Annotated in this window: 21 protein-coding genes; 1 reads left to right on the forward strand and 20 read right to left on the reverse strand. The window is 47.4% G+C overall.

Annotation, left to right across the window (positions count from 1 at the left end; translation table 11 throughout):
* Positions 1 to 4: 4 nt before the first annotated feature.
* From folD to spoIIIAA, 15 genes are all read right to left on the reverse strand, one after another.
* Positions 5 to 862, reverse strand: a complete 858-nt coding sequence (folD, locus tag HP548_RS23815) for a bifunctional methylenetetrahydrofolate dehydrogenase/methenyltetrahydrofolate cyclohydrolase FolD (protein WP_076291880.1) — start codon at positions 860 to 862, stop codon at positions 5 to 7.
* A gap of 229 nt (positions 863 to 1091) precedes the next feature.
* A complete protein-coding gene (gene nusB, locus HP548_RS23820; protein ID WP_063565701.1) occupies positions 1092 to 1544 on the reverse strand; it encodes a transcription antitermination factor NusB in 453 nt (150 codons plus the stop codon).
* Positions 1545 to 1739: 195 nt separating this feature from the next.
* Positions 1740 to 1973 (reverse strand): DUF2273 domain-containing protein, encoded by a 234-nt coding sequence (locus HP548_RS23825; RefSeq protein WP_053784412.1) that lies wholly within the window; start codon positions 1971 to 1973, stop codon positions 1740 to 1742.
* A gap of 14 nt (positions 1974 to 1987) precedes the next feature.
* On the reverse strand, positions 1988 to 2527 hold the full coding sequence (amaP, locus tag HP548_RS23830; RefSeq protein ID WP_076291879.1) for an alkaline shock response membrane anchor protein AmaP: 540 nt from the start codon (positions 2525 to 2527) through the stop codon (positions 1988 to 1990).
* Positions 2528 to 2675: 148 nt separating this feature from the next.
* The gene (locus HP548_RS23835; RefSeq protein ID WP_024630996.1) at positions 2676 to 3086 is read right to left on the reverse strand and encodes an Asp23/Gls24 family envelope stress response protein; all 411 of its coding nucleotides are present in this window, start codon (positions 3084 to 3086) and stop codon (positions 2676 to 2678) included.
* 226 nt (positions 3087 to 3312) lie between these two features.
* Complete coding sequence (accC, locus tag HP548_RS23840; RefSeq protein ID WP_099858204.1) at positions 3313 to 4656, reverse strand: acetyl-CoA carboxylase biotin carboxylase subunit; 1344 nt, start codon at positions 4654 to 4656, stop codon at positions 3313 to 3315.
* Positions 4657 to 4711: 55 nt separating this feature from the next.
* Complete coding sequence (gene accB, locus HP548_RS23845; RefSeq protein ID WP_076291928.1) at positions 4712 to 5176, reverse strand: acetyl-CoA carboxylase biotin carboxyl carrier protein; 465 nt, start codon at positions 5174 to 5176, stop codon at positions 4712 to 4714.
* Positions 5177 to 5315: 139 nt separating this feature from the next.
* On the reverse strand, positions 5316 to 6155 hold the full coding sequence (locus HP548_RS23850; protein ID WP_076291877.1) for a SpoIIIAH-like family protein: 840 nt from the start codon (positions 6153 to 6155) through the stop codon (positions 5316 to 5318).
* Between the two features lie 65 nt (positions 6156 to 6220).
* Entirely contained in the window at positions 6221 to 6862 is a 642-nt protein-coding gene (spoIIIAG, locus tag HP548_RS23855) for a stage III sporulation protein AG (RefSeq protein WP_175383083.1), read from the reverse strand.
* Between the two features lie 15 nt (positions 6863 to 6877).
* On the reverse strand, positions 6878 to 7756 hold the full coding sequence (gene spoIIIAF / locus HP548_RS23860) for a stage III sporulation protein AF (RefSeq protein WP_099858206.1): 879 nt from the start codon (positions 7754 to 7756) through the stop codon (positions 6878 to 6880).
* Positions 7757 to 7785: 29 nt separating this feature from the next.
* On the reverse strand, positions 7786 to 8976 hold the full coding sequence (spoIIIAE, locus tag HP548_RS23865; RefSeq protein ID WP_076291874.1) for a stage III sporulation protein AE: 1191 nt from the start codon (positions 8974 to 8976) through the stop codon (positions 7786 to 7788).
* 21 nt (positions 8977 to 8997) lie between these two features.
* Entirely contained in the window at positions 8998 to 9387 is a 390-nt protein-coding gene (gene spoIIIAD, locus HP548_RS23870) for a stage III sporulation protein AD (RefSeq protein ID WP_017687586.1), read from the reverse strand.
* A gap of 32 nt (positions 9388 to 9419) precedes the next feature.
* On the reverse strand, positions 9420 to 9623 hold the full coding sequence (gene spoIIIAC / locus HP548_RS23875) for a stage III sporulation protein AC (protein WP_017687585.1): 204 nt from the start codon (positions 9621 to 9623) through the stop codon (positions 9420 to 9422).
* Between the two features lie 29 nt (positions 9624 to 9652).
* Positions 9653 to 10171, reverse strand: coding sequence for a stage III sporulation protein SpoIIIAB (spoIIIAB, locus tag HP548_RS23880; RefSeq protein WP_076291873.1), 519 nt, complete (start codon positions 10169 to 10171; stop codon positions 9653 to 9655).
* Positions 10164 to 11168 (reverse strand): stage III sporulation protein AA, encoded by a 1005-nt coding sequence (gene spoIIIAA / locus HP548_RS23885; RefSeq protein ID WP_076291872.1) that lies wholly within the window; start codon positions 11166 to 11168, stop codon positions 10164 to 10166. The genes spoIIIAB and spoIIIAA overlap by 8 nt, the downstream gene beginning before the upstream one ends.
* A 276-nt stretch (positions 11169 to 11444) precedes the next feature.
* On the opposite strand from spoIIIAA, the gene HP548_RS23890 reads away from it, so the two are divergent.
* Complete coding sequence (locus HP548_RS23890; protein WP_175383084.1) at positions 11445 to 12194, forward strand: 2-phosphosulfolactate phosphatase; 750 nt, start codon at positions 11445 to 11447, stop codon at positions 12192 to 12194.
* 78 nt (positions 12195 to 12272) lie between these two features.
* On the opposite strand, the gene HP548_RS23895 is transcribed toward HP548_RS23890, so the two are convergent.
* The 5 genes from HP548_RS23895 to HP548_RS23915 all read right to left on the reverse strand — a co-directional run bounded on the left by HP548_RS23895 (position 12273) and on the right by HP548_RS23915 (position 16785).
* Positions 12273 to 13526, reverse strand: coding sequence for an aspartate kinase (locus HP548_RS23895; protein WP_099858207.1), 1254 nt, complete (start codon positions 13524 to 13526; stop codon positions 12273 to 12275).
* A gap of 191 nt (positions 13527 to 13717) precedes the next feature.
* Entirely contained in the window at positions 13718 to 14275 is a 558-nt protein-coding gene (gene efp, locus HP548_RS23900) for an elongation factor P (RefSeq protein ID WP_024631007.1), read from the reverse strand.
* Positions 14276 to 14572: 297 nt separating this feature from the next.
* Complete coding sequence (locus tag HP548_RS23905; RefSeq protein WP_175383085.1) at positions 14573 to 15646, reverse strand: M24 family metallopeptidase; 1074 nt, start codon at positions 15644 to 15646, stop codon at positions 14573 to 14575.
* Positions 15647 to 15685: 39 nt separating this feature from the next.
* Positions 15686 to 16129 carry a type II 3-dehydroquinate dehydratase gene (aroQ, locus tag HP548_RS23910; RefSeq protein ID WP_076291868.1) on the reverse strand — a complete coding sequence of 148 codons (444 nt, stop codon included), beginning with the start codon at positions 16127 to 16129 and terminating at the stop codon, positions 15686 to 15688.
* 77 nt (positions 16130 to 16206) lie between these two features.
* Entirely contained in the window at positions 16207 to 16785 is a 579-nt protein-coding gene (locus tag HP548_RS23915; protein ID WP_076291867.1) for a YqhR family membrane protein, read from the reverse strand.
* Between the last annotated feature and the right edge of the window lie 44 nt (positions 16786 to 16829).

A 16829-nucleotide genomic window follows, 5' to 3' on the forward strand; every position in this document is an offset into this window, starting at 1 on the left:
CAACCTACGCCAATCCGTGAGCGCGTTTGGCAGCGATCAGTGTATTTTGCATCAACATGGTAATCGTCATTGGACCAACGCCACCAGGAACGGGTGTAATTGGACCAGATACCGTCTTCACGCTTTCGAAATCCACATCCCCTGCCAGTTTGCCGTTATCTAGACGGTTCATCCCAACATCAATTACAACGGCACCCGGTTTGACGAAATCGGCATCCACAAAGTTTGCACGTCCGATAGCAACCACAAGAATGTCTGCCTGACGCGTGATCTCTTTCATGTTCGCTGTACGAGAATGACACATCGTTACCGTTGCGTTCTCACGTTGTAGCAGCAAGGATACCGGTTTACCGACAATATTGCTGCGTCCGATAACTACGGCATGTTTGCCTGACATTTCAAGACCGGTACGCTTGATCAGCTCAATTACGCCCGCAGGGGTACATGGCAATAAACTATCGTCTCCAATGACGAGGTTCCCCACATTAACTGGATGGAATCCGTCCACATCCTTGTCCACGGCGATTGCATCAATCACCGCTTTCTCTTCGATATGTTTCGGCAATGGGAGCTGAACCAAAATACCGTTAATGGATTCCTGTTTGTTCAGCTTGTCCACCAGCGCGAGCAAATCCTCTTGGGACGTGCTTGCATCCAAACGATGAACTTCGGAATAGAAACCGAGGTCATGACATGCTTTTTCTTTGTTACGCACATATACTTGGGATGCCGGATCTTCACCGACGAGCACAACAGCCAGACCAGGTACTACCCCCTGTTCGCTAAGCTGTTTCACTTCTGTTGTCATGCTTGCGCGCATTTCTTGGGATACTTCTTTTCCGTTAATAATAGATGCTGTCACTGTACTCTCTCTCCCTTATGTGAACATATTTTTAGAGGTTGTTCAAAAAGTCCGCTTTTGATTACGAAGGATGCCTATCGGCATCATCAGCATCGAATATGAAATTCAGCCGAAATGTCCGTTGCTCACGTAGTTTTCCCTACGCTCCGCTACTCCATTTCTAGCTTCATCCCATCTTCTCGGTACTGAAAATCGGTCTTTTTGAACACGCACTGTAGTTAATTGTAACTTAAGACAGTTTTGCTTTGATGGTGCTGACTTCCTGAATCATGCGCCCAAGTACGCCGTTAACGAACTTACCGGATTCATCTGTACCAAAATATTTGGACAATTCAATCGCTTCATTGACGGATACTTTTGCCGGAATATCATCACGGAACACCATTTCATACGTGGAAAGCCGTAAAATCTGGCGGTCTACACGTGACAGACGGCTAATCTGCCAGCCTTTCAAATAATCGACCAATAATCCGTCAATCGCTTCTTTATTGTTCCATGCGCCCTGTACCATTTCGGTCACGTAGGTACGCATTACATCTGCATCATGAATAACCACTTCGGTTTCATTGTCTTCAGCGGCTTCATTAATCAGCATATTCACGGCTTCAGCTGCGCCCACTTCATTCATTTCCATCTGATACAGACTTTGTACTGCAATTTCCCTTGCCAAACGTCTTTTCATGTCCTGCCTCCTGCAGCGCTCCCTGTGGAGCGTCATCATGCTTATTTTAAAATATAAAATCTTTGATGGAATCAGAGATCTTATTATATTGTTATCCCTTTTCACAAAAAAACCTGCAATCGTTTCCTCCAAAAAACGGGCAACCTAAACTACAGCTCTATTTTCGGAAGAAACATATTGCAGGGTTCAGGTGGCTCACTTAAAGGGACGCCAGCGATCGCCAAGCCATTGCCCCCATTCCCTCCAGGGAATGAACGAGCCCAGCTTCGAGTCGCTTCGTCTGCCTAACGTATAACCGATGAACACCAAGAGTGCAAAGAACAACATATCCCAAAAACCGATCCATACATAAAGAAATCCAAAAAAGATGCCGCCGACAATTCCGGTAATTCGGCCTCTGTGACTATCCCAAATCTCTCTCCACAGCATCAGTGAAACTCACCTCATTCCACTCGACTCTTGTAGTTAGGCGACTGGGTAACGTTGGCAATATACACGGTGACAAAAGAAACCGGGATACCCGTAATCTCCTGTACATGATCATGTATTGCCTTCTGCAGATCGGCTGTCAGCGTCGGGATTGGCGTCTCGCCATCCACTACTGCACGGATCATAATCTCCAGTCCGGATTCAACCACACGAATTCGAGCTTTGACATCACGTACTCCCCGGAATCGGGAAGTCGCTTTCAGACAGAGATTTTCAATCGTTTCCATCGAAATCTGCACATCACCATACTCAGTACGCTGATCTACAGACGGCAATGAAGCACGATCACGCCGAACCGAGATGTAGAAAAATCGCAAACTCAGGATAAACAAAATCGCTGCTGCAACAACTGCTGCAATAATGACGTTTTGTTCCTGCTGGTAATTCAATTCGTAAGGCAGCACACCACTGATAAGAAGTATGACTGCTGCCGATATTGCTCCAACGCTTATGCTGTATATAAACAACAGAAGCCGATCCAGTATTTTAGCCACGAACTGCACAGCCTCCCTTGCTCACTAACATGGCTTAACCTGCCCTTTGGCAAAAAGATGATCTTCAGGTGTAAGCTTCCGCTTTTTATGAAGACCTGTCCAAGACGGGATAACCCCCGGCAGTGATGCCGGGGGAATCTGTCTTCTTTTATTTTACGCGCTGACTGTTCAGGTCGATTTCTTCCACTTTCTCGGTGCTCTTGAACTGAACATCATGAATGTGCACATTAACTTCATTCACATTCAATCCTGTCATGTTCTCGATGGAGCGTTTCACGTTCTGTTGAATTTCGGTAGCCACCTGTGGCAGACGGTAACCATATTCAATAATTACGGAAACATCCACTGCAGCTTCACGCTGACCTACTTCAACCTTAACGCCTTTGGAAAGGTTTTTGCGACCAAGCAATTCAGCAAATCCACCAGCGAATCCGCCGCTCATGCCTGCAACACCTTTGACTTCAACTGTAGCCAGTCCAGCGATCACTTCAATAACTTCAGGTGCGATCTGGATTTCACCGATATCCGTTCGTTCAAATTCTGTCGGCAGTGTACTCATAACTGTTCAACACACCTTTCGCGAAATAAGTTTGCGGCCATCCGTCAGGGCGCTGGTACTCAGGCCAATCTGGCCTTCAGAACCCTTCCGGTCCGGCTTTACCGGAACTCCTGCAACCTTCATCCGCGTATGTGCGGCGGCTTATCCTCTGCAGGAGACATGCGCTCTTATTATTACATACTATATCATTTGGGCTACATTATGACAAACAAGCCCAATATACCTTTTAAATCTCATTTTCCTCAAGAAATTTGATATCAAAGTCACCCCGAACAAACGTTGGGTGATCCAGCAATTTCTGATGAAAAGGAATCGTTGTGGAGATGCCTTCAATCGCGAACTCAGCCAATGCACGCTTCATCTTCGCGATGGCCTCTTCCCGGTTTGCTCCCCATACGATCAATTTAGCGATCATGGAGTCGTAATAAGGAGAGATCGTGTATCCCGGATAAGCTGCACTATCTACACGTACACCCGGTCCTCCTGGTGCAAGGTAGAAACCAATTTTGCCTGGTGACGGCATAAAGTTGCGGTCCGGATCTTCTGCGTTAATACGGCACTCAATGGACCAGCCATTGATCACAACATCTTCCTGACGGAAAGAAAGTGGATTGCCTTCAGCTACCGAGATCATTTCGCGGATCAGATCCACTCCTGTAACCATCTCTGTTACAGGATGTTCGACCTGAATACGTGTATTCATTTCCATGAAATAGAATTCACCGTTAGGGCTGAGCAAGAACTCAAGTGTACCTGCTCCCGAGTAATCCACGGCAAGCGCTGCCCGTACTGCGGCTTCTCCCATCAGTGTACGCACATCTTCGGAGATGATTGGACAAGGTGCTTCTTCCACCAGCTTTTGACGTCGACGCTGAACGGAACAATCACGCTCACCCAGATGCACTGCATTTCCATGTTTGTCTGCAATGATCTGAATCTCCACGTGCTTCATGCCTGTCAGGAATTTCTCCAGATATACTCCGGCATTACCGAAAGCTTTCTGTGCTTCCTGCTGGGCAGCTGTTATTTGCTTGATCAGTGTTTCTTCATCTTCAGCAATACGAATCCCTTTACCTCCACCACCAGCGGTAGCTTTGATAATGACAGGATATCCAATATCTCTAGCAATCATAATGGCTTCATTCATATTTTCAACCAAACCGTCGGACCCCGGAATGACAGGTACACCTGCATCCTTCATCGTCTGTTTGGCAACAGCCTTATCCCCCATTTTAGTAATGGCTTCCGGAGATGGGCCGATGAACGTAATATTGCAGGAACCACAGATTTCTGCAAAATCAGCGTTCTCTGCCAGGAATCCGTAGCCTGGGTGGATCGCATCACATTCCGTCAGTGTAGCTACACTCATCAGGTTTGTGAAGTTTAGATAACTGTCTTTCGAAAGTGTAGGCCCGATACAATACGCTTCATCTGCAAGACGAACATGCAGGGAGTCTTTATCCGCTTCCGAATAGACTGCTACCGTCGAAATGCCGATTTCACGACAGGCACGAATAATACGTACCGCAATTTCGCCACGGTTCGCAATCAGTATTTTTTGAAATTTCATTTCGTTATTGTCCTCCTTCGAAGCTCATGCAGTTGACGTTATGCGGCTGTAACCGTTATTCCGGTTTTACCAGGAACAGGGGTTGTCCATACTCAACCAGCTGTCCGTTCTCAACCAGCACTTCAACGATTTCTCCCTTGATGTCTGCATCAAGCTCGTTCATCAGCTTCATCGCCTCAATGATACATACCGTTGTTTTCTCAACAACTTTATCACCAGCGCTTACAAAAGGACCTGCTTCCGGCGAGGAAGCTCTGTAAAAAGTACCTACCATCGGAGATACAATTTTATGTAAATGACTTGTAGTATCGACTTGCGGAGCAGCCTCAGCTACAACTGCAGCCGGTTGCACCTGTGGTGCAGCAATCATTTGCGGTTGAATAGCAGTTGCCTGAACATACTCGGTTTTACCCGGTTTGCGAATCGACAACCGTGATCCTTCATTTTCAATTTCCAACTCTTGAACGGAACTTTCATCTACCAGTTTGATCAACTCTTTGATCTCACTCAATTTAAACATTTCCATTATTCACTCCTTCGGCATCATGCCAGTCTCACTAGGACGGTCATATGGCTTTATGTATTATATCATAATCATTAAAAATGGAAAGAGCCCGAGATCTAATCCAGCTCTCGGGGCTACTTTTCCATATTTTAGATTACTGTTCTGTCACGTATTGCACGCTGATTTTATTTTGGGATACAGCCAGTTCTTTCATAACCAGATCCACAATGGAAACCGCTTGTTTTACATCCAGTTTGTCACTGAGAACAACGACTTTATACTTATCGGCATCCTCTTGAACGATGGCATTGGCAAACTGCTGCGACAAGGTTTCTTCAATACCATTGATTTTGGCTTCTTTTTCTTCCAGCGTACGAAGCTGCTCTGTTGCTTTGGCATTTTCTTCTGGTGTTTTGCTCAGATCACCCGCAACGGTCATAAGTTCTTCATACTTTCGATTGTTGCTCTCCTCACGCTGCCACTGGTAGTTCTGGAACTGGCTACTCGCAGACGCCGCGGTATTCTGTTCTTCCATCTCCTTGAGAACGTCCTCATCGGTTTTCGTTGCACTGCTGTCTGTTCCAGAACTTGCATCAGGAGTGGTTGCAGCGCCTTTGTCGGTCCCTTTCTCGCTGTCTTTACCTGCTTCACCTTGTTTCTCACCGGATTCCGCAGCCGGTGATTTCTCGGTGTCTCCAGCTTCTTTACCATCTACAACCGCAGGATTATCCACAGATTCAGTTGCCGTTTGATCTCCTTCAGTCCCTGTAACTTCGCCGCCATTCACCACTTCATTCACAACCAGACCTTCTGTCGGATCAAGGATTCCAGCCGTTTCCTTCGCTTCTCCCTGTTTCATACCATCCACCTGCGTGCTCTCAGCTACAGGTGTATTAACCGGACCGGAATCTTCAGTGAACAGGTAATAGGCGGACAAAATGACCATCAGACTCAGCATGGATACGAGCCATACCGTTTGACGTTTATTATTCATTAGAACTTCCTCCTCGAATTGGCTTCATTCTTATGACATCAAATCTTGTGTTTCATGGTTTCGGACTAATCCTGCTTACGCGGAACAACCGAAATCCGGTAGGCCGCAACATTCAGTCCTTTTTCCACAGCATCTGTAATCAGGTCCTTCACAACCTTATTCTCTGCACCTCTGGCAACGACAAGCACGCCCCGGATCTGCGGTTTGAGCTTTTTCGTGACAATCGGTGTCTGATCCCCTGATATTTCATACGTAATAATCTCGCCATCCCGGGTATATTGCGTCATATGTCGCTTGCCCCCGCTTGCATCCGTTTCTTCGGTGAGCTGCTGCGAATCCTTCACATTACGCTGTACAACAAGTTCCTCTGTAGAATCAACGGTAACCATCACATCAACAGTTCCCACACCTACGATATTTTCCAGCACACCCTTGATCTTGTCCTCAAATGCGACCTCTATCGCCTGAAATGGATTCTGATCTGTCGGATCCGTCTGTATGGATGCCATGGATGTAGCCGGATCAGGAGGCTCACGACCGATATTTTCAGAATCAATCTTTTTGACATTGACGAAAGAGTTGAACAGCATAATTCCGACTCCGATCAATCCAAGGATAATCAGCCAGCGAAAGGTTTGACTGCGCCGTTGCCCACCTTCTCCTCCTCCGCCGAACCAGCTTTCCATCTTTTTGAGCCATTGCCTCATCGGATACCCTCCTTCTTACAGCGTTGAAGCGCTCTTCTTTTCTTTCACCTGTACTTTGTTTGCATCAATATCCCACTTCTCTGTCAACAACGTAATAATTTGTACTGCTCGTTCAGATCGGGATGATGTCTGTCCTTGCTGAGTGTTTGTCTCTGCCTGCTCACCCGACACAGGTGTGGAGTCTGCTACCTGTCCATTTTGGGGTTCGCCAGAGTTACCGTTACCCATGTTACTTTCACTTTTGCTAACGCTGTTCACCTCGATCTGTACATCAGGCACCTCAATCTGACCAATCTCGATTGGCTCCTGAACTGGAGGAGATTCAGTGGTTTGGGATTCCGGGTCAGAGTCGAATATCGGTTTTGTCGTTGCCGTTGCTTCCTGTTGAGCTGTATTGGAGTTGACTTTCCCAGCTGCTGTCTCCCCTGACATCTCCACCAAAACATACTGGATCACCGGAAGTTCCACCGAAGAGGCCAAATCCGTCTCCAGCTTGCTTGTATCCATGGCGAGCTTTACCTCAACAGACTGCACTCGCTCCCCCGTTGTTTCTTCAATTTGCCCTTTCATTACGTTAGCCAGCTCTTTGGCTGTCCATTGCAGCGATTGTTCCTGTTCATTGGATTGCAGCCGCCTGCCCTGAGCCAAAATCTGTTCAAGTGTTGCATTTCCATCAGATGGCGAATCCATGGCGGTCATCGCTCGCTTAAGCTCGCCAACCGGATCACTTTTCAAAAGCTTCGTTATGGGCGATAACAGGGTCAGCAGGATAAGAAGGCTCAGCACAAGCTTGACATAGCGTTCCATGGATCGGTTGGGCAACAGCATATCCACGAAAGTCGCCAACAGAACGATCATGATCAATTCCCGGAGCCAGCTGCTCAGCCACCCCATCCTTCCAGCCCCTTTCTATCGAGCATCCCTCATCTCATCATGACGGTCAGATTGCCTGCGGTTAGCAGGATCGTGATTGCCAGAAAAAACATCAGTCCGACTGCTGCCAGTGCCGCAAATACGTAAAGCATGCTTTTGCCTATCGCCTGCAGACATCCTACAATTGGCGTATCCCCCAGCGGTTGCATGATCGCGCCAGTTATGTTGTAGATCAGGGCTAACGTCAGAATTTTAAGTGCAGGAAACGCACATAGAAACAAGATGATGATGACACCCGTTAGTCCGATTGCATTTTTCACCAGCAGTGACGCTGTGATAACCGTGTCCGTTGCATCCGCAAACGTTCTACCGACAATGGGGACAAAGTTGCCTGCGATGTACTTCGCCGCTTTCAGACTGACACCATCTGCCACGGAGCCCGATGCTCCCTGCACCGAAATTACGCCCAGGAACATCGTAAGCAGTATACCCAGCAGAGCCACACTAATGTTCCGTAAGAGATCTGCCAGCTGTGTAAGCTTGTACTTGTCGGACAAGGAACTGACGAGATGTAATACGGCTGAGAAAAAGAGTAGCGGGAACACCAGCAGGTGGATCAATGTACCGACCAGATGAATCATGAAAATGATCAGCGGATGGGTAACAGAAACGGTAATGACATTCCCCATTGAAGCCAGCAGCGTAAACAACAGGGGCACCATGGCCATCATAAAGTTGATCATGCTGGCTATGGCATCCTTGGCGTATCCAATCGCCACACTGAAGCTATTGATGGCGATGATAATAATGACCATGTAACAGATGGAGTAAGCGATTTTGCTAATGTTATTTTTCTCGAAAGCAGTCTGCAATGTCTCCAGAATCATGCTCAGCACACTTAGCATCACAATCGTGACCAGGAGTTTGCCGTTATATAAAATCTCATGCAGCATGAAGGTTCCAATTGCTATAAACACCGACTTCAGGCTGAACCCTTCATTGCCGGGCATTAACATATCCATAAAGGAAGGTGTTTTTCCTTCCGGGAAAAAACCGCCGTATTGTTGCATTAGTTGGTCCCAATATTTTTCTACCTGATCCTTGGGAAGCTGGTCAGCCTGCTGCTGCATCCACTCTCCCGAGGGAGAACCCGCGAATACCTGTCCCATGATCGCAAACAGAAAACACAGCGTCAGCACGAAGGTAAGGCGCCACTGCGGCTTATGATGCATCATTTTCATATGAAGTCCGCACGCCTCCCTCTACACCGGCATCAGCTTCATGACGGTTTCGATAATAATGCTGATGATCGGTATCGCGAGTACAAGGATCAGCACCTTGCCAGCAAGTTCAATTTTGGAAGCAATGCTCTCCTGGCCTGCATCCCTGACAATCTGTGCTCCGAATTCAGCAATGTACGCTATGCCTATAATTTTCAGTACAGTTTTCAGATAAATACTCTCCATGCCTGAATTTTCGGCAAGCCGTTTCAACACCTCGATTACCGCGCCAATCTTGCCAATCAGCAGCATGAAGATCACGATGCCGGTTGCAGCCGCAATCAGAAAAGCGAACATCGGCTTCTGTTCTTTGATAACTAGAATGAGCACTGTTGCGATGAGCGCCAGACCTACAACTTGGATAATTTCCACAGGTCACCACCATCCCGGCTTCATGACCGTTTTCATTGAAAAAGAAATATCGATTTGATCTCTTGCAGCAGGCTGTCCAGCATACGGACCACCATGAACAATACAACGACAAATCCGATCACGGTCACCCAGTGAGCCATATCTTCCTTTCCCATTTGTTTCAGCACCGTATGAATCATCGCAATGATGATTCCGATGCCCGCAATTTGAAAGATTGCGTTCACTTCTAAATTCATGACCTTGGCACCTCACTATCCCGGCTATTTCAGAAGATCAGAATGACGATTAACGCTCCGACAAGCATCCCGAGACTGCGGCACATTCGTTCATATTTCATTTGATCGGCTTGGGCACGGGATTCCTCATGCATAAGTTGCTGAATGGCTAACGAGATGTGCTTGGTCTGATCCTGACGATCGCTGGTGCCAAGGCTGAAGCTCAATTGCAGCATGACTTCCCGCTCGTCCGCCTTCATGGCTGATCTTCCCCACGCCTCTGCTATACCAGACTGAAGACTCTCACGAGCAGTGTGTCCATGAGGTGGTTCCATCTGTTTGGCTGCGTGGAGAAACAGCGTCCGAACAGGCTCTTTTGTCTGGGCTCCCATTTTCCCCATGGCATCAGGTAACGGGGTCAGCCCGTAGTTAATCTCTGTCATCAACCGCTGGAGAGCGGCGATTAATTCTCGCAGTTGTCTTGGCCTCAAGGCATACTGCCTTGCCTTATAGAATCCGGCGAGGGTACTGGCCAGCAGAATGATGACAGCACCGAGCATGTTAACCAAAGGCCTCACCTCCCACTTCCGCCTGCTGGAGACCACGCATTTTGCCATCGGCCAATCGAAAGGTCATGCCCCGGCTCGTCCGTTGCAGCTGTACATAGCGTTGGAACATCTGCTCGACGATCAGGGTTCTCAGTGCAGGTCTGGAAGAAAGCTCGGCCAGATCACGACCATGCGCAGTAGCGATGACAGATACGCCTGCATGGAGTGCTTCCATGACCGCCTCCGCATCTTCCGGTCGGCCTATCTCGTCCACGATCAGGACATCGGGAGACATGGAGCGAAGCATCATCATCATGCCCTCAGCCTTTGGACATCCGTCCATGACATCGGTGCGAGGTCCTACGTCAAATCCGGGTACGCCCTTATAACTTCCAGCGATTTCAGACCGTTCATCAACGATGCCAACCTTTAGACGTGGACGTATGCCCTGAACAAGTTCATTGACACCCGTAAGTTTGGTACCACTGCTAATCTGTCTTGCCAAATCCCGCAGTAATGTGGTCTTGCCTTGCTGCGGAGGTGAAAGAATTAAGGTGTGCATGACCTGTCCACTTTTCATGTCCAGCAGATACGGCAGAATCCGATCAGCAACTCCGTGAATCTCTCGGGCCACCCTGACATTAAATCCATTGATGTCGCGCAGGTATTCGACCCGGCCTCCACTTAACACCGTCCGGCCAGCCAGTCCGATTCTGTGCCCGCCAGGAATGGTGATGAACCCTTTACGCAGCTCCTCTTCCAATGTATAAAGCGAATGATTGCTGATCAGATCCAGCAGCCTGTGTGTTACCTCTTTTAAGGGAATATAGGCTTCATCAGGCTTCGAAGTCGGACTGCCCTGGGGTGTGAGGAAGTGATAGGTGTCTCCTGCATTGATTTCCAGTGGTCTTCCTTCACGGATACGTACTTCCTCCACTTTATCTAATAAAGCGGGCGGCATTCTTCCCAGAATGGTTCGAATCGGTTCCGGAAAGAGATCCTTCCAGTTCACCATCATGAATAGGCCCCTCCAACCTGGAATTCGGTTTTATTGCGTTCCTGGTGCTTGTTCATATCTCAAGTTTATGTGTGTACATTGAATTTATGACGCTGAAATCTATCATTTTCTTCAAAATAGGGAGGAGAGTTAAAAATCATAGATCAGCCTACTGTTCCAGTTCTAGGCACCTGTCTAGATCCAAGTGCATATAGTGCTTGCAGACAGGTGATAAACATTCCGGGATAAAAAAGGACAGAACCAACTATCCCCAAATATAGAAAGGAGTTGTGGGGAGTGCGAGTCGATGTAGTAGGCAATGTGAATGAAGTTCGAAAAATGGATATTGAAGGACGATGTGTGGTCGTTATCGATGTGTTGCGAACAACCAGTACTATTGTTACGGCACTGGCATACGATGCAGCGGACATCATTGCTGTAGAAACAGTTCCTCAAGCGAAACAATTGAACTTGAAAGATGCCATTCGTGGCGGGGAGCGTTTTGATAAAAAAATTACAGGATTCGAGGTGGGCAATTCCCCCTATGAATATATGACTCCGAATATTGCGGGGAAAACCATTATTCTGACTACAACAGATGGTACGCGTGCCCTGATCAAGGCCTCCAAGGCTAGACATGTGTTTGCAGGCTCATTTCTCAATGTGAAAGCGGTGGCGGCTGTTCTGTGCGAGCTGCGCAGGGATATCTTATTGTTATGCGCCGGGGATCAGGATGAGTTCGCGCTGGAAGATGGTTTATGTGCAGGCAGCATTATCGAGGAGTTGTACCGACAATCTCCTTTTCCCATTATGCTGAACGATTTGGGGCTGGCTCTTCATCAGGCTGCTACTCATGCCGAGGACAAATTACCCGATCTGATTAGAGTATCCGCTGGTGGCCGAAGGTTGGAGAGGTTAGGGAGGGTGCATGACGTAACGTATTGTACCCAATTGAACTTGCTGGACTGCGTTCCAGAGATGGGTGAAGGGAACCGAATGCAACCATTCAGAGGAACGCGTAAGGAACCGCTGTTTAAGTCACTGTGAACAATCTAAAAAGGTGTACTGCGATCCCGAATGGGAATACACAGTACACCTTTGGTATTTCTTTGCCATTTTCTCTTTTTATCTACGAACTTGCGGTCCGCCAATTACGGCTTGCTCAGCTGTATCCAAATCATACGCTGTATGCAGCGCCTTGATTACGTCATGAAGCTTCTCTCCATCAATTACACAAGATACCTTGATTTCGGAAGTGCTGACCATCTTAATGCTAACGCCTTCGCCCGAGATGACTTTGAACATCTTCGCAGCAACACCAGGATGGCTAACCATGCCTGCACCAACGATCGAGACTTTAACCAGGTTTTCTTCAGAAGTAACTTCACGGTAAGGCAGGCGGCTATGAAGAGCTTCAATGACACGCAGTGCGTTCTCCCGGTCAGATAGCGCAACAGAGAACGAGAAGTCTGCTTTACCGTCCATCACACCGCTCTGAACGATAATGTCGACATCCAGCTGTTCTGATGCAAGGGCACCAAATACTTCAGCAAGAACTCCTGGTACGTCTGGTACACCCAGAATACTGATGCGAGCCACATTTTTGTCATAGGCAATTCCACTAACTACCACACCTTGTTCCATTGTTGCTTCCTCCTTCACAACCGTTCCTTCATTATGGTTAAAGCTGGATCTTACAATCAAAGGTACACCGGAATGCTTCGCGTATTCAACTGCACGCGGATGCAATACCGCTGCTCCCAGGTTGGCCAGTTCCAGCATCTCGTCGTACGAAATTTCCTTAAGCTTGCGTGCAACCTTCACGATACGCGGATCGGTGGAATAGATACCGTCTACATCCGTGTAAATCTCACAAGCGTCAGCCTTGATGGCTGCAGCCAAAGCTACTGCTGTTGTATCCGATCCGCCGCGGCCTAGCGTCGTAATCTCGCCGTCTTCCGTCATTCCCTGGAAGCCTGCAACGATTACAATGTTGCCTTCTGCCAACGCCTGGTTCACCCGTTCCGGATGAATATCGTTAATCCGTGCTTTGCCGTGTACCGACTCTGTTCGGAATCCCGCTTGCCAGCCTGTAAATGAAATGGCTTTGCGTCCCAGCGCCTGAATCGCCATAGATAACAATGAAATCGAGATCTGTTCTCCCGTAGTCAAAAGCATATCCATCTCACGTGCAGGCAGTTCACTGTTCAGCTGTTTCGCCTGATCAATCAAATCATCCGTGGTATCCCCCATGGCCGAAACCACGACTACACACTGATGTCCTTCATCCGCTTTTTCTACAACACGTCCGGCTACACGCTTCATGCGCTCTGTATCTCCGACCGAGCTGCCCCCAAATTTCATGACGTACAATGACAACGCAAATCCACTCCCTACCTTGTGCAGTATGCATAATTGATGTCCATCGTCATTATTCTCTCCGAAAAATGACTTTAACCCAGTATATTACGAAAGCGTCTGATAGGCTAATCTTTTTTCGAAAAAACCCTTTGCCAGAGAAACGGCAAAGGGTTGAATTAACGCTTTATTTAGCTTACACCATGTGAACGTTACGCGCGGGAAGAGTATTTACCTTCACGAGTATCGATCAGCAGAACATCGCCTTCGTTGATGAACAATGGCACTTGTACATTCAAGCCTGTTTCAACTTTAGCGTTTTTAGTAGCGCCCTGTGCTGTGTTACCTTTTACGCTTGGCTCTGTCTCGATAACTTTCAACTCTACACTTGTAGGCAAGTCAATTCCGAGGATTTCACCTTGGTAGCTAACGATTTTTACGTTCATGTTTTCTTTGAGGAAGTTCAATTCCCACTCCAGTTGGTCACTTGTGAGTGTGAATTGATCATATGTTTCGTTGTCCATGAACGTGTGCTCTGTACCACTTGCATACAAGTAGGATACGCCACGGTTTTCGATGATGGCACGACCAATGGTTTCACCTGCACGGAATGTTTTCTCAACGGTGTTACCATTGCGCAAGTTTTTCAGTTTGGAACGTACGAAGGCAGCGCCTTTACCTGGTTTAACATGTTGGAAATCAAGTACGGTATAGATGTCGTTGTCTACTTGTACGGTCAAGCCTGTTTTAAAATCGTTTACTGAAATCACAAAAAATCCCTCCTGATATGGTTGAAAAGTAGGTGATATAAGACGATGGGTTAATTTAAGTTTGAACAAGTCAAACCGTCATATTACACAGACCACTACGATGGCAGAACAACCTTCCGATCGCTGTTATCCCCAGATTTCTTTTAATCCCTATCCTAATAGGGAGAAATCCGGGGATAAAGGCGAGCGCTTCGCTTCTACAGGTTTTTTCTGCCCTCTCCGTTATTGTGTAATTCCATGTTTACTTCATTCAAAAGCATAAATTAAAAATCGTCTTATATCACCGTTGGCTGTAATTTAGCCAATAACGGTGAACTTCTTGTCCGAATTCGTCAAAATGTGAATACCTGTCTCGGTAATCACCACGTCATCCTCGATACGCACGCCGCCAAGGCCGTCAATGTAGATACCCGGTTCAACGGTTACCACCATGCCCGGTTTCAATACATCGTCGCTAAGCTTGGACAAACGAGGAGCCTCATGGACTTCCATACCCAGACCGTGGCCCGTGCTGTGTCCGAATTGCTCTCCGTATCCGTGCCCTGCAATGATATTACGTGCCAATGCATCTGCTTCCCGTCCGGTCATGCCCGGTTTCAGGTTCGCCAGCGTATGTAACTGGGCTTCCAGTACGATATCGTAAATTTTACGCAGTTCAGGTACAGGTGTGCCCGTTGCGATGGTACGTGTCAGATCTGAACAGTATCCATCCAAAAGCGCACCAAAGTCAAATGTAATTAACTCATTTTGTCCGATGACTTTGCCACTTGCTACACCGTGAGGCATAGCAGAACGTTCACCCGAAGCCACAATGGTGTCGAATGAAGAGGAGGTTGCTCCATGTTTGCGCATGAAAAACTCCATCTCCAAATCCACTTCACGTTCAGTCATACCCGGTTTTGCGAATTGCAAAACGTGACTGAATGTTGCATCTGCCAGATCCGCAGCTCTTTGCATTACAGCGATCTCATCTTCGTCCTTGAACATGCGAAGTTGCTCCACTATACCGGATACAGCTTTCAATTCAATGGACTGAAGCGCTTGGGCATAAGCAGTATGCGTGCCATAAGTGACATGATCCTGCTCAAAGCCAACCTGTTTGATATTCGCAGATGTAAGCAATTCGCGTACGGATTCCAACGGTTTTGGTCCATGTTCCACAACGGTAAATCCTTTGGCTTGTTGCGGCGCCTGTGTCATGTAACGGAAATCGGTAAGCAGATAAGCTTCCTGTTCCGTAATCAGTACATATCCTGCTGAACCTGTAAAACCCGTCATATAACGACGGTTAATCGGATTTGTAATCAGCATAGCCGTGAGTTCATGTTCATGCATGGCCTCACGCAACTTATTTACTCGTTTGTTTTCCATCGGTAACCCTTCTTTCTCTCACATTCCCGGGTCCCCGGCTCAGGTTTGTTTGTCCAGATGACGCACGAGAGCCAGCAGCCCCAGTTCATAGCTTACTTCGCCAAATCCGGCAATTTGCCCGATTGTTTCTGCAGCAATTACTGAATGATGTCTGAATGCTTCGCGTGCATGAATGTTGGATAGATGTACTTCTACTGTAGGAACTTTTACGGCATTGATGGCATCACGCACAGCATAGCTGTAATGGGTCAGCGCTCCGGCATTCAGCATGATTCCGTCTGCATCGCCCATCGCTGCATGAATTCGATCAATGATGTCCCCTTCGTGATTGGATTGATAAAAAGCGATGGAGACGCCCAGCTCCTCCGCCTGTCTGCGAATTTTGTCCTCAATATCCTTCAGACTAAGCGTTCCATAGATGCCGGGTTCACGTACTCCGAGCATGTTCAGGTTCGGGCCATTGATTACAACAATCCGTTTCATAGCTGCTCCACCCTTTCTGCAAATAACCATCTGCTATTTTAACACAGCCATTGCCGGATTGAGAAGCTTTTTTGCGGCTATGCTCCCGCTTGCTCTGGCTCACGTTTTCGTTCATCCGTGAACTCCATGGCTACGGTGTAGCCAATAAACAGTCCCCATAACAAAAAGAAACAAAATTCTGTAATGATTGAATCCCAGGTTAACCGGTTTAAGGGCTTCACCATATCCAGTTTGGGACCTACCAGAACAAAGATAATGAGCCACCAAAAAATTCCGTAACCCATGCCTGGAAGCGGCCCTTTCCATTTTTTCAAAGTGAACGTGTAAATCAGGGAGGTGAGAACGGAAAAGACAATAAAAAACAGCCACCCAGTCAAATGCCCTGCTGCAGTATAGATAAAATTGTGCTTGAAAAACGGTTCAGCCAAAAATCCCAGTGGCACAGTCGTAAAATGAAGCAGATAGAATAACCAATGCAAACCTCCCCAGATAAAACCTGCGAAAAAACCTAGCTCCACTGCAAAAGGGAAGGGCTTGGTGAAATAATGTGCCTGCCCTTGACGCTGGGTAGGACGTCTACCCCGGTCCTTTTGCTCTCCTTTGTCAGCACGCTGATTTTCCTTATGGGATGTTTGTTCGCTCGTGTGCTCTGTCATCGATATTCTCCTTCACGTTCAGTTTGCAAAACTGTGAATAAATC

Origin of the sequence: Paenibacillus taichungensis, assembly GCF_013359905.1 — a bacterium.
GTDB classification, from domain to species: Bacteria; Bacillota; Bacilli; order Paenibacillales; family Paenibacillaceae; genus Paenibacillus; species Paenibacillus taichungensis.

Coding starts and splice junctions, on each gene's coding strand:
- nusB (WP_063565701.1), bottom strand. CDS start 1,544: ATGAAAAGACGTTTGGCAAGGGAAATTGCAGTACAAAGTCTGTATCAG.
- HP548_RS23825 (WP_053784412.1), bottom strand. CDS start 1,973: ATGCTGTGGAGAGAGATTTGGGATAGTCACAGAGGCCGAATTACCGGA.
- HP548_RS23835 (WP_024630996.1), bottom strand. CDS start 3,086: ATGAGTACACTGCCGACAGAATTTGAACGAACGGATATCGGTGAAATC.
- accC (WP_099858204.1), bottom strand. CDS start 4,656: ATGAAATTTCAAAAAATACTGATTGCGAACCGTGGCGAAATTGCGGTA.
- accB (WP_076291928.1), bottom strand. CDS start 5,176: ATGTTTAAATTGAGTGAGATCAAAGAGTTGATCAAACTGGTAGATGAA.
- HP548_RS23850 (WP_076291877.1), bottom strand. CDS start 6,155: ATGAATAATAAACGTCAAACGGTATGGCTCGTATCCATGCTGAGTCTG.
- spoIIIAG (WP_175383083.1), bottom strand. CDS start 6,862: ATGAGGCAATGGCTCAAAAAGATGGAAAGCTGGTTCGGCGGAGGAGGA.
- spoIIIAF (WP_099858206.1), bottom strand. CDS start 7,756: ATGGGGTGGCTGAGCAGCTGGCTCCGGGAATTGATCATGATCGTTCTG.
- spoIIIAE (WP_076291874.1), bottom strand. CDS start 8,976: ATGAAAATGATGCATCATAAGCCGCAGTGGCGCCTTACCTTCGTGCTG.
- spoIIIAC (WP_017687585.1), bottom strand. CDS start 9,623: ATGAATTTAGAAGTGAACGCAATCTTTCAAATTGCGGGCATCGGAATC.
- spoIIIAA (WP_076291872.1), bottom strand. CDS start 11,168: ATGATGGTGAACTGGAAGGATCTCTTTCCGGAACCGATTCGAACCATT.
- HP548_RS23905 (WP_175383085.1), bottom strand. CDS start 15,646: ATGGAAAACAAACGAGTAAATAAGTTGCGTGAGGCCATGCATGAACAT.
- aroQ (WP_076291868.1), bottom strand. CDS start 16,129: ATGAAACGGATTGTTGTAATCAATGGCCCGAACCTGAACATGCTCGGA.
- HP548_RS23915 (WP_076291867.1), bottom strand. CDS start 16,785: ATGACAGAGCACACGAGCGAACAAACATCCCATAAGGAAAATCAGCGT.